Raw genomic sequence first — 12,764 nt, forward strand, 5'->3', positions numbered from 1 at the left:
AGCCGTGCCTATATCGCCTTGGCACGGCTCGGGCAGTTTCGGGGAGGCTACACGCAGTGCGCGACAAGATGTGTCGCAGCCGAACTGCGGTGCATTCTGCAATCAGCCTAGGGCCGCGCGTATCCGCTGCTTCCAGTCGAACACCCTGGCATGGTTGGCCCCAGATGAGCTTTCTTTCGGGTGATGCACAGAGTGCAAAGGCTCACAGTACTTCGCCATGGTGCCTGGCCAGCGCAACGAGCCTTTCACTGTCTCCCTCAAGATCCTGTCTATGCATTTTCCTACCTCAACACCTGCTTTGAAGCCCATGATCCGCGTTGACATGGTCTTCCGGTTGTCTGAGGTGTCTATTTCTAGAAGGTAGCGTTGACCGCCGTTTTGCAGCTTGAACCTTGCCAGCAGATAACAGCGTGATTTTCCGTGATCGATCATGTGGTAGCTGCAACGTGGAACGGGCGGCAGAGGCCTCACCTCCAGTGCTACCAGCGCAACTCCAGACTCTTGGGTGATTTGTTCAAGAATCTCTCGGAGCAGCGAGAAGCGATCTGCAAGCCGTTCATGCTCGTCCCCATCACCCTCTCCCTCACCCAATTGTTGGAATTCTCCTGACGCTATGCTGCCCTCGCTCACAGGATCAGCCACGCCGAAGAGTTGGCTTTCTCTGCTCGGGCATTGCTCGTCGTCAACCTTCTTGCCATGACCGTTGGCACGCTCCTCGTTGTAGGCGATCTTGGTGCGCAGCTGAGCATCAAACGTGACTCCCTCAACGGGCAGATGAATCAACCTCTGCTCCTTGGCAGCAGTCGGCTCTTCGTCAGCATCCACCTCCAACTCTTTAGCTCCCGATGGCACGGATACACAGCCTGTGTTTTCTCCCCTGACGGGTGACTTGAGAGCAGGGTGGTGGAAAAAAATATCACCGCGATGGCTAAACCGGAGCCCCTGAAGCTTTTCGATCTCCCAGACCAGCAATTCGTTGCTTTCCGGATCAAAGGGGCCTCGCACATCCATGGTGGTACCCGCGAGGGAAGGGGGTGCCTGAAAGTCGAACTGCCACCTGGCATACGCCGACTCTTGCGGTACCCGCTCTTGCCTTTGATTGAGGCTTTGCCAGATTGACTCGAAGGATCGCTTCACATCCTGATTCAGCAGCAGCCAACTGAAATGGTCTCTGTATCCCTTGATTTTGAGAAGCTGACTTGGGGCACCCGTCTTCGGGGGCGTATGGATATGAACAACATCGCCCTCTCTGTAGATCGTGAAGGCCATGTCCAAGCCATTCGGTGCGAAGGCTGCACGAACGATGAAGGCTGCGTGGAAGAACATTTTTCGTGCCAGCTCGAATTTCGGCAGCCAGACGGTCAGACCATCGATCTCGAACACAAAGCATCGCTGTCCAGATATCTCAGGATTTGCAGCAAGCCTTCTGGCCAGTCGTGGGCACTCACCCAACTGCCTTTCCCGCCAGGTATCTATTGCAGGAAGCACCACCGTCTTCTTGAAACCACTGGGACGATAAGGAGCCCCGTCTTCGCCAAGAAACTCGCGACCAACGGCCAAGACACACGACATCTCCTGTGCGAACCGCTGCAGCTGCAGCTGACCGTTACGCTCAAAGAGAGCCGCCAACTGCCACTGGGCCGCCGGAGTCTTGGCCCTGAAAAAATTTCCAACGGCCAGCAATCTGGATCCGTTCGGGATCTGACGAAATACTGTCCTATTCAATCCAGCCTCCTATCAATCGAATGAACGCAGTGGTCAGTGGTGCCACCCTGCTTTTTTCCAATCCACAACGTTTTTCCAGCTCCCAGCGCCTGGACGTTATGCCTGTCTGTACATCCTCCAGCATCGCTGCAGTCAGGCGACGGATCTGATACTCGCCGACGGACTCGGCATAGCGATCCAGGAAGGTGTGGCACAGAGGCAGTTGATCGAGACGGTGCTCGACTGATGCCCGATGGGGTAGCTGCTGCAGGAACCAGTTGCGACTCCTGCGCGGAAGGCCCAGGTCTTCTTCACTACCTCTGCCAATCCGGATCAGCAGGCGCACCAGCTTTCTGTCACGCGCTCGCCAGTCGATGTGGCTGTTGTTGCCCTGTCGGCGCTGCCTGACCTGGTTCGCAACCATCAGCCAGTGTCGGTCATGACGATAGAGCCAGGCGTAACATGCCTCCCCTCCGTTTTGCCTGGCTGCCTTGGCTCCACCGTGATTAGCCAGTGCTTGCAGCCAAACGGCTCGGTATTGCTGCTTTTGCTCAAACTCAGCGGGGAGCAGCGGCACTGACCGGTCGGAGGCAAGGTCGAACTGGCGAGTCTTCGCCTCGCTGATCAGCTCGCCAGCATGCTGGCCAGGGCGCAGGCTGGTCCAGACGATCAGATGCTGCAGCGCACTGAATCCCTTGCGATGCTTCCTGAACATCGCCAACAGCCAAGGTGGAGGCTCTCCCGATGTCAGCAGACCGTTCGCAGCAAGCCATTCCCTGCGATGGGATGCCAGGATCTTCTCCCAGATGACTTCAGCCCTGACCTGCCGGCCGCGCCTGGCTCCGCACTCTGTAGCCAGGTACCGGTACAGGTTGGTCCAGCGTCCGTAGCCAGGCGATTGCACCTCTTCGAGCGCCAGCAGCTGCATAGCAGCCTTGGCGAGCCTGATAGCCTCTTCGCCCACGGGACTCACGCGAAGATCACGAGGCAGAAACAGTGGAGAGGCTGGATGAAACTCATGCCGCTGCGCTCGACGGAACGGGATAGGTGAGTTCAGGAGCTGACAGCCATGCTCGGGACAGGCATCTATCCCTTGAATCTGCCAGCTACGCCGCCAGTAGGGTTCACCGTAGCGTGCAGCCATATCTTCAAAGCAGATCGGGCAGTAACGCAGCCAATCGGGCCACTTGACCAAGGCCGTCGAGGCCCCAGACAAACCAATCGTCGGCCGGTCGGGAGCAAGCATGGCCTGAAAAAGATCGGTACGGCGCTCCGGCGGAATGAAAGGGGCATAGAGCGGGAACAGCGTGTGATTCAGGATCATGCCTTCCGCATCCAAGCCCGTGTTGTTCGCCAACGCAGTCAGGTGTGTGGGCAGATCGGTGATCGCGGCAACCTTGCTGTCACCGAACAGCATGTGCAGCAAGGTCTTGTGGTTGCCTATCCCCAGATGTACCCGGCACCGGGCAATACCGCTGTAAAGCAGTTCGTCCGGGTAGAGCCTGGGGAAGTACATGTCAGCTCGCTCTCAGCAGAGGCCGCAGATCGAGGATCAAGCCAGCCTGCTTTAATCTGTCATAGGCCTCGCTTTCAGGCCCATCGGCATAACGTCGGCGCAGATCCTCCTCGGATAGGCCCCCCCACTCCGTCCGCTTAACTCTGGAAATGCCGGGCCTCTTGGGAGCGTCCTGCGCGAGGTAGGCCGTGGCCTTGTGAATCAGGGCCGCCAGCGGGATGTCCGGATTCTCCGCCAACAATTCATCGGCCATGGGAATGGCGATGTCCCTCGGGATTTCCATATCTTCGAGCAGGGCGGCTAGCCGCTTCGCCTTGTCATCAGCTGGAGGGATCGGCGGTTTCGGTTGGGCGACGTTATCCAGAGCGCGCGTCAGGGTCAGCAACCGTCCCTCGATTTCTGGCATCAGCAGGTCGTCATATTTTGCGATCAGTTCGGGCCTACCGCTCCGCAAGGCCGCCAGCATCGGATGGACCGGTTTGAACTCGTCCTCGAAAACCCTGCGCAGCAATAGCGGCTTGATGCACTCGACGCCTGTCACTATCGCCCGGATCTGCGCCAGCGCGAACAGCTTGATGACGATGTCCATGACCCCTTGGGTGAGGTCGTACATCGTAGCCTCCAGTTCGTCATCCAGCGGCGCCGCATTTCGCAGCCACTGGTACTTCCAGAGCCGCTTCAACAGACGCTTCCAATGCTCGTCCCGAGGCAACCTATCCCAGCGGATGCTGCCCAACCCGGAGACCCGCCGAGCAGCCCGGAACGTGCGCTGGAAGAACTTGCTGGCCCGGTGGGTGCCGACCTGAATGATCGGAACACCGATGGTGTTCACCAGCGACACGAAGAAATTGTGCATTTTTTCGGCACCACCGGAGCGTGCCTCGTTGAGGTTCTGAACCTCGTCGATGATCAGCACTCCGAGCGCGTGCAGATTGGCCACCTGGCACATGGATGCCAGCAGACGTTTGGTACCCAGCTTCTTGCGTCCGTGGCTACGGCTGTAGTGGGTACCCAGGATCTTGTCTACTTCGTTGAAGAAGCTCAGGCACAGCTCATCCAAGTCACCGTCAATTGGGCAGTCGATCTTCAGGTAGACCAGTTGGGTGATGTTGTAATCAGGGTGATGGAGAGCTTGGGGGTACATGCCCAGAATCCGCTCCAGCGTGCGCGTCTTGCCGCAACCGGAGCAGCCGAACAGCGACAGGCTGTTGGCCGTAGAGGAGACACTCTGGTACACCGCCGCATCCAGATCCTCCTCCTCGACACGGCGATAGCCATTCTGCAGGTGCGCATACCAGGCACCGCTGGCCGGATTCCGACCGATGTAGCCCTGACGAATCATCAGACTGATCTTGCTCTCCAGCTCCAAGTGATGGCTCAGCGGCTGGAAGAAGCCGTGCAACAGGCGGGCGATGGCATGAGCCCTGAGCCGACCATCCAGAAGCGCTTCCTGCGGCTCGAAACCGGGAAGCTGCTGCAATAGACCGACCACCTCCTGCAGATCAGGAATCGGAGGCAATGCGCTGATGAGCGGATTGTCCTGATACTCGGGAAGCTGCTGCTCCTGGTAACGCGCCAGGGGAATGACTCCGCGCTGGAATTCTTCAGTCATCCTCTTCCTCCTTGAATATCAGGTCACTGAGATCTGGGAAGGCATAATCTTCCTGCTTCTCGCCCCGCAGTGGGATCACCTCGGCTGGCTTTTCCTGCTGTGCTTTCTCCGGTTTGAATGCTGTTTTCTGGCGTTCCTGGCGCTTTTCCTGCTGCTTGTTCTCGCGGATCTGGGTTCCCAGATCCTTCGTGGTCATACCCGTTTTGACCGGACTGGCATCCTCTGCCTGGGCAACGATGGACTCGATCTGCCTCAGAAGATTGCCTCTCTCTACCAAAGCTTCCGTCGCCGCGTTGGTATCGCTACGCCGTTCCTCTCTGGACAGCAGCCAGACATCCCAGAAGGTCATCCCCCTGAAGCGTCGACTGCGGTCGGCAAGATCGCAAACCCAGTAGTCCTTGAGACTATTGGACGGCCGCAGGTAGATGTGGTCGGCGCTACGCGGATCGTATGCGACCGTTACCCCTGTCGGCCGGCGCCCCTGGCCTCGGTGAAACCAACCCTCCCTGATTGCTTCCTGGCAGGTGTAGAAGCAGCCGAACAGCCTGATTCCCAGCTCCGAAACCGTGGCCGACTCATGGGGCAAAAGATTGATCCGCACCAGCTCCTCGGGCGCAGTACGTAACCGGCCGGTCAGGTTGGCCAAGCCCCAGTTCCACAGCATGACCGGGATGGCTGGCAGATCGCCCGGCATACCAGAGGTCCTGTCGTATTTGCTCAAGGTGTGAAAGTTGTTGTGGTAGAGGATGCCGGCAATGATGATCTGGGTGAACTCGGGCAAGGTCAGACTGGCATCAAGCCTGTAGTCGTGGCCACCCCGCTTCCGGCTGGTGGTGTGCTCGACCACACCGCTGGCATAGGGCTTGAAACGCTCCTGCACCGTCCGGAAATAACGCTCGACGATCCCCTTGGCATCTCCTCGCCTGGCCGGTGCATTCTCGATGCGAACGCCGAAGGCTTGGGAAAATGCTTCCACCTTGGTGCCATTCAGTTCGCCCTTATCGGCCAGCACCACATCCGGCAAGCCTTTGACCGGCCAGTCGCTGGCATCGATCTCCACTCCATACTGGCGGCAATACTCAACCTTGTCGGCGACCGTGTTGACCAATGCCAACATGGCACTGACCCAGGAAGGCCCCTCGAATCCGACGTACATACCAACGACCATGCGGCTGAACACGTCGATCACCATGTAAACGACAGGCCTGCCGACGATAAGGCTGCGATCATGTTCTGAAACCAGATAGATATCGGCGATGGTGGCATCTATCTGGTAGCGGTATCCGGGCCCCAGTGCCTCGGTCGTCGATGTACTGCTGAGCGGTCGGAAGTCCTTGGCAAAATCCACTGCGGACACCCTGCGTGGCAAGGTGTCGGTGAAGTGATATTCGCGCCCATAGAAGTAACGGAACTGCCCCAATGTAGGCAGTTCGGAGGTCGGCAGCTCCGGCAGAACAGCACGGAGCAAGTTCAGCCCGGAGGCGTAGGCATCAGGCATGGACGGATGCTTTTCCTTGAGCAAGCGTTCCTCGATGACCCGGCGAAAAATGCGCTCGATGTCCGGCGTGACATTGCTTCCTTTCCCCTCCATCACCACTCTGGGCCTGCCCAGCTTGGCCTGGTTCGGCTTTCTGCGCTTGCCACGGGCGCCCGAGTTGACATAGTCCGGCAAGAGGGCATTCCTACACATGCCCCGCTGCCAGTAGCGCCTCAGTAACCTATACACCGTCTGATTGGTGACACCATGGCGCTCCATGATGCCTCTGACAATGAGCCCTCTGGGGTGCCGCACGAAAAGCTGGGGATCGTGCACAAAATCCGCCAGCATTGCCCAAGCTTCATCACGCTTCTGCTGATCAAGAGAACCTTCCTCCACCTCCCGTAGGACTGTTTCCTCGAAGGGATCGGCAATGCTCTCCAGCTCCCGCTCCATGAGCAGACGCTCCAGCTCTGCAATCGATATCGGTTCGGGCAACGCCGTGTCCGAATCGATATCGATCCAGATTGCCTGCTCGGTACCGGACCAAAGCAGGCGCTTTCGCAGTTCCCCCATCCGGAACACCTGGTTAACGGGCAACACTGCTCAGCTCCTGATGCATTTGATGAGGGTTGGCAACCAGGTCTTTCGGCTTCAGCTCCCGGTAAGGAGTGTCAAGATCGAAAAGGAAACAGTGCCGGGCCAGCAACTGGCGTAGCCAATAGAGCGCCTGACCGGCCTCCAGCTGGCCGGAGGTATCCAGTCCTTGGGCAATAGCGGTCAGCTTCCGGTCTGGGTGACGCTGAAACTCGAGCAGAAACAGCTGCTGGTAATGGGCGAGATCGTCCTGAGCGATGTCGTCTTCAGCATGGGCAGGATAGAGCCATTGGATATTGGCAAATGCCACCTTGGATACCTCGCGCTCCGTGACGATACCCCAGGGAATACCTTTTTCCTGCCAGTAACGCCTTTCAAGCTCAAGCCTCTCGATAACTTCAGGCTTCTGCAGGTCGGTACTGTACTTGGCCTGAATCGCGATGCTCGGGCGCTGAGGATCTTCGAAGTCCACCAAGAAGTCGCTGGTCAGTACCTGCGGGGTGCCCTTGTAACGCCCGTGGGGCAGGCCAAGCTCCTCGGCGATGCGCACCGTATCTTCGACTCGCATCGGGAACTGTTCACGAATATCGGTGACATGGGGAGACCGATCCAAGGTCAGGAAGATGGCCAGCTCAAGATCGGATAGAAGATGGTGCAGGCGCCGAGTCTTGCTGCCAGGCAGGCGGTGGGAGCGACCCAGCGAGGACACGTCCCTGGTGTAGATGAACGGCTTGTAGTCTGATCCCTGGCCTTGGCCACGCCCGTCCTTGAGCCTTCTATCGATCTGGGCCTGGGTCAGCCCCTTGAATGTTCCAGACATGAGAAAGCCTGCCCCCGCTGTGTCGATGACATCAACATAGCGGATACAGGCTCAGGATGAAACTTTATTTATAAGGATGACACTTTATTTGTACGGATGAACCTTTATTTGCATCCCACAACAGGGGGAAAGGGCGTCGCGCGCGGTTATTCCACGGTGACGCTCTTGGCCAGGTTGCGTGGCTGGTCGACGTCGGTGCCCTTGAGCACGGCGACGTGGTAGGACAGCAGCTGCAGCGGGATGGTGTAGAGGATCGGCGCGAGCAGGTCGTGGATCGGCGGCATGGCCACCACGTGGGTGCCCTCGCCGTCCGCCATGCCGGCGCCGCGGTCGGCGAACACCACCAGCTGGCCGCCGCGGGCGCGCACTTCCTGCAGGTTGGACTTGAGCTTCTCCAGCAGCTCGTTGTTGGGCGCCACGGTGACCACCGGCATGTCGCTGTCGACCAGCGCCAGCGGGCCGTGCTTGAGCTCGCCGGCCGGGTAGGCCTCGGCGTGGATGTAGGAGATCTCCTTGAGCTTCAGCGCCCCCTCCATGGCCACCGGGTACTGGGCGCCGCGACCGAGGAACAGGGTGTGGTTCTTCTCGGCGAACAGCGCGGCGACCTGCTCGACGGTCTTGTCCATCGCCAGCGCCTCCTGCAGGTTGCCCGGCAGGCGACGCAGCGCCTCGACCAGCTCGGCTTCGGCGCCGGCGGCGAGGGTGCCGCGCACCTGGCCGAGGGCCAGGGTCAGCAGCAGCAGGCCGACCAGCTGGGTGGTGAAGGCCTTGGTCGAGGCCACGCCGATCTCCGGGCCGGCGTTGGTCAGCAGCACCAGGTCGGATTCACGCACCAGCGAGCTGGTGCCGACGTTGCAGATCGCCAGGCTGGCCAGGTAGCCGGCCGACTTGGCGTTGCGCAGAGCGGCCAGGGTGTCGGCGGTCTCGCCGGACTGCGAGATGGTGACGAACAGGCTGTCCGGCTGCACCGCCACCTTGCGGTAGCGGAACTCGCTGGCCACCTCGACCTGGCAGGGCACGCCGGTCAGCTCCTCCAGCCAGTAGCGGGCGACCATGCCGGCATGGAAGCTGGTGCCGCAGGCGACGATCTGCACGTTGCGCACCCGGGCGAACAGCTCGGCGGCCTGCGGACCGAAGGCCTGCACCAGCACGTGGTCGCTGCCCAGGCGGCCTTCCAGGGTGCGCTGCACCACCCGCGGCTGCTCGTGGATTTCCTTGAGCATGAAGTGGCGGTACTCGCCCTTCTCCGCCGCCTCGGCGCCCTCGTGGAACTGCACGGTGTCGCGCTGCACGCTGCGCCCGTCGGCATCCCAGATCCGCACGCTGTCGCGCTGGATCTCGGCGATGTCGCCCTCCTCCAGGTAGACGAAGCGGTCGGTGACCTGGCGCAGGGCCAGCGGGTCGGAGGCGAGGAAGTTCTCGCCCAGCCCCAGGCCGATCACCAGCGGGCTGCCGCTGCGCGCGGCGAGGATGCGATCCGGCTGCGCGGCACTGATCACCGCCAGGCCGTAGGCGCCATGCAGCTCGCGCACCACCGCCTTGAGCGCATCGGCCAGGTCGGGCAGGCGCTTGAGGGTGTGGTGCAGCAGGTGGACGATGGTCTCGGTGTCGGTCTGCGAGCTGAACACGTAGCCGAGCGCCTTGAGCCGTTCGCGCAGCTGTTCGTGGTTCTCGATGATGCCGTTGTGCACCACCGCCAGCGCCTCGCCGGAGAAGTGCGGGTGGGCGTTGGCCTCGCTGGGCACGCCGTGGGTGGCCCAGCGGGTGTGGGCGATGCCCAGGCGGCCGGGCAGCGGCTCGTCGGTCAGCGCCTGCTCCAGCGCGGCGACCTTGCCGATGCGACGGCTGCGGCGCAGCTGGCCGTCCGGGCCGCAGATGGCCACCCCGGCACTGTCGTAGCCGCGGTATTCCAGACGCTTGAGGCCCTCGATGAGGATGGCGCTGACGTTACGTTCGGCGATGGCTCCAACAATTCCGCACATGCGGGCTCTCCTTTCGATCTATCGGCTGGGGACGGCGGCGCAGATCAGCCGGATGCCGTGCGCCTGGATCTGTTCGCGCACCGCGGGCTCGAGGCGCTCGTCGGTAATCAGGGTGTGGATGCTGCTCCACGGCAGCTCCAGATTGGGCATGCGCCGGCCGACCTTGTCGGCCTCGAGCATGACGATCACCTCGCGCGCCACCTCGGCCATCACCCTCGACAGGCCGAGCAGCTCGTTGAAGGTGGTGGTGCCGCGCGCCAGGTCGAGACCGTCGGCGCCGATGAACAGCTGGTCGAAGTCGTAGGAACGCAGCACCTGCTCGGCGACCTGGCCCTGGAACGACTCCGAATGCGGATCCCAGGTGCCGCCGGTCATCAGCAGCACCGGCTCCTGCTCCAGTTCGCGCAGGGCGTTGGCCACGCTCAGCGAGTTGGTCATCACCACCAGGCCGGGGCGGCGGTCCAGCTCGGGGATCAGCGCCGCGGTGGTGCTGCCGCTGTCGATGATGATCCGCGCATGCTCGCGGATGCAGGCGGCCGCGGCGCGGGCGATGGCCTGCTTGTACGGCGACACGCTCTGGGCGTGCTCGGTCACCAGCTCGTGGGGCACCGGCACCGCGCCGCCGTAGCGGCGCAGCAGCAGGCCGTTGTTCTCCAGCGCGGCCAGGTCCTTGCGGATGGTCACTTCCGAGGTCTGGAAATGGCGGGCCAGAGCCTCGACATGGACCTCGCCCTGCTCGGCGAGCAGGGCGAGGATGGCGTGACGACGCTGCGGGGTGTTGCGCTTGGACATTCGCAGGTTTCGTTTCGAAAGTTTCGATTCGTAAATTATAGGTGCGAATCAAAACTCAGCCGGCTCCGGGCGTCAAGCCTCGGCGGACGAAACCATCCGCATGCCCGGCCTGGACCCGTGGATTGTGGACAACCGGAGCAGCACGTTATCCACATGATTTCTGTCGGGCCAAAGCTATCGGCCTGTGGACAACTGCAGCATGCAGTTTGTCCACAGGTCCTCTCGCCGCCGCAGGCAACGCTCCGCGCAGCGTTATCCACAGTGCGGTGGCGGCAGACTCAGCCCTTGGGCTTCTTCACCGGGCGCTGCCAGCCGTCGATATTGCGCTGGCGCGCGCGGCCGACCGCCAGGGTGCTGGCCGGCACCTCGCTGGTGATCACCGAGCCGGCGGCGGTGGTGGCGCCGTCGCCGATGGTCACCGGCGCCACCAGCGAGTTGTTGGTGCCGATGAAGGCATCCACGCCGATCACCGTGCGGTGCTTGTAGGCGCCGTCGTAGTTGCAGGTGATGGTACCGGCGCCGATGTTGCTCTGCGCGCCGATCTCGGCATCGCCCAGGTAGGCCAGGTGGCCGGCCTTGGCGCCCTCGCCCATCACCGCGTTCTTCAGCTCGACGAAGTTGCCGACGTGCGCCCCGGCGCCCAGCACGCTGCCCGGGCGCAGGCGGGCGAACGGCCCGCAGTCGGCGCCCTCGCCCAGTTCGGCGCCGTCCAGGTGGCTGTTGGCCTTGACGATGGCGCCACGGCGCAGGGTGCTGTTGCGGATCACGCAGTTGGGGCCGATCTCGACACCATCCTCGATGACCACCCGGCCCTCGAGGATCACGTTGATGTCGATGACCACGTCGCGGCCGACCGTCACCTCGCCGCGCACATCGAAGCGCGCCGGATCGAGCAGGGTCACGCCCTGGGCCATCAGCCGCCGCGCGGCGCGCAGCTGGTAGTGGCGCTCCAGCTCGGCGAGCTGGCGGCGGTCGTTGGCGCCCTGCACCTCCATGGCGTCCTCCGGCTGCGCGGTGGCCACGCCCAGGCCGTCGGCCACCGCCATGGCGATCACGTCGGTCAGGTAGTACTCGCCCTGGGCGTTGCTGTTGGACAGGCGGCCCATCCACTCGGCCATGCGCGCGCCGGGCATGGCGAGGATGCCGGTGTTGCCCTCGCGGATGGCGCGCTGCTCGGCATTGGCGTCCTTCTGCTCGACGATGGCGGTCACCCGGTCCTCGCCATCACGGAGGATGCGCCCGTAGCCGGTGGGGTCGGCCAGCTCGACGGTGAGCAGGGCCAGCTGTTCGGGGCCGGCGTGGGCCAGCAGGCGCTCGAGGGTCGGCGCCTCGATCAGCGGCACGTCGCCGTAGAGCACCAGCACCTGCTCGGCGTCGATGAACGGCAGGGCCTGGGCCACGGCATGACCGGTGCCGAGCTGCTGCTCCTGCAGGACGAAGTTCAGGTCGTCGGCGGCCAGGCGCTCGCGCACCGCTTCGGCGCCGTGGCCGATCACCACGTGGATGCGCTGCGGCTGCAGGGCGCGCGCGGTATCGATGACGTGGCCGAGCATGGGCTTGCCGGCCACCGGATGCAGCACCTTGGGCAGTGCCGAGCGCATGCGGGTGCCCTGGCCGGCAGCGAGGATGACGATTTCCAGACTCATGGGTGTACTTCCCTATGCAGCCCCAGACCTGGGCTGGAGCGAAATGAACAGAAACGGTGGGCAGCGGTGCAGACACGACGCGCTGCAGCCGAAAATAAAAAAAGGGGATAGCCAAAGCTACCCCCTTTTCTGGTGAACCGGACGACTGGGCCGCAATGCGGATCAGTGCATCGGACCACCGAACTTCTTGCGCAGTTCCTGAATGGTCCGCAGCTGCGCAGCAGCCTCGGCCAGACGGGCGGAAGCGGTCGAGTAGTCGAACTCGGCACCCTTCTCGCTGAGCGCCTTCTCGGCAGCCTTCTGGGCTTCGAGAGCCGCAGCCTCGTCGAGGTCGGCAGCACGGATCGCGGTGTCGGCCAGGACCTTCACCATGCTCGGCTGCACTTCGAGGAAACCGCCGGAGATGTAGTACACCTCCTGCGCGCCACCCTGCTTGATCACGCGCACCGGACCCGGCTTGAGATCGGTCAGCAGCGGGGCGTGGCCCGGCAGAATACCCACATCGCCCATGTGACCATGGGCGACGACCATTTCCACCAGCCCCGAGAACAGCTCTTCTTCCGCGCTGACGATGTCGCAGTGGACTGTCATAGCCATATTCATGCCTCGGTAAGCAGG

At 62.2% G+C, this 12,764-nt stretch carries 9 protein-coding genes; all 9 read right to left on the bottom strand.

Translation table 11 applies throughout. The features are described from left to right. Positions 1-102: 102 nt before the first annotated feature. The 9 genes from E5198_RS09005 to E5198_RS09045 all read right to left on the bottom strand — a co-directional run bounded on the left by E5198_RS09005 (position 103) and on the right by E5198_RS09045 (position 12,743). Positions 103-1,725 carry a Tn7-like element transposition protein TnsE gene (locus E5198_RS09005; protein WP_136489664.1) on the bottom strand — a complete coding sequence of 541 codons (1,623 nt, stop codon included), beginning with the start codon at positions 1,723-1,725 and terminating at the stop codon, positions 103-105. Next, positions 1,718-3,220 (bottom strand): TnsD family Tn7-like transposition protein, encoded by a 1,503-nt coding sequence (locus tag E5198_RS09010; protein ID WP_136489665.1) that lies wholly within the window; start codon positions 3,218-3,220, stop codon positions 1,718-1,720. Before E5198_RS09010 ends, E5198_RS09005 begins: the two co-directional genes overlap by 8 nt. 1 nt (position 3,221) lies before the next feature. After that, positions 3,222-4,832 carry an ATP-binding protein gene (locus E5198_RS09015; protein WP_136489666.1) on the bottom strand — a complete coding sequence of 537 codons (1,611 nt, stop codon included), beginning with the start codon at positions 4,830-4,832 and terminating at the stop codon, positions 3,222-3,224. Continuing rightward, positions 4,825-6,885, bottom strand: a complete 2,061-nt coding sequence (locus E5198_RS09020; protein ID WP_136489686.1) for a Mu transposase C-terminal domain-containing protein — start codon at positions 6,883-6,885, stop codon at positions 4,825-4,827. Before E5198_RS09020 ends, E5198_RS09015 begins: the two co-directional genes overlap by 8 nt. A 13-nt stretch (positions 6,886-6,898) precedes the next feature. Beyond that, on the bottom strand, positions 6,899-7,726 hold the full coding sequence (locus E5198_RS09025; RefSeq protein WP_102053042.1) for a TnsA endonuclease N-terminal domain-containing protein: 828 nt from the start codon (positions 7,724-7,726) through the stop codon (positions 6,899-6,901). A 146-nt stretch (positions 7,727-7,872) separates the two neighbouring features. Then, entirely contained in the window at positions 7,873-9,708 is a 1,836-nt protein-coding gene (gene glmS, locus E5198_RS09030; protein ID WP_136489667.1) for a glutamine--fructose-6-phosphate transaminase (isomerizing), read from the bottom strand. An 18-nt stretch (positions 9,709-9,726) separates the two neighbouring features. After that, positions 9,727-10,500, bottom strand: a complete 774-nt coding sequence (locus E5198_RS09035) for a DeoR/GlpR family DNA-binding transcription regulator (protein ID WP_136489668.1) — start codon at positions 10,498-10,500, stop codon at positions 9,727-9,729. A 278-nt stretch (positions 10,501-10,778) separates the two neighbouring features. Beyond that, a complete protein-coding gene (gene glmU / locus E5198_RS09040; protein ID WP_136489669.1) occupies positions 10,779-12,146 on the bottom strand; it encodes a bifunctional UDP-N-acetylglucosamine diphosphorylase/glucosamine-1-phosphate N-acetyltransferase GlmU in 1,368 nt (455 codons plus the stop codon). A 162-nt stretch (positions 12,147-12,308) separates the two neighbouring features. Beyond that, a complete protein-coding gene (locus E5198_RS09045; protein WP_136489670.1) occupies positions 12,309-12,743 on the bottom strand; it encodes a F0F1 ATP synthase subunit epsilon in 435 nt (144 codons plus the stop codon). Positions 12,744-12,764 lie beyond the last annotated feature (21 nt).

The organism is Pseudomonas sp. A-1 (assembly GCF_004801855.1).
Lineage (GTDB): Bacteria > Pseudomonadota > Gammaproteobacteria > Pseudomonadales > Pseudomonadaceae > Geopseudomonas.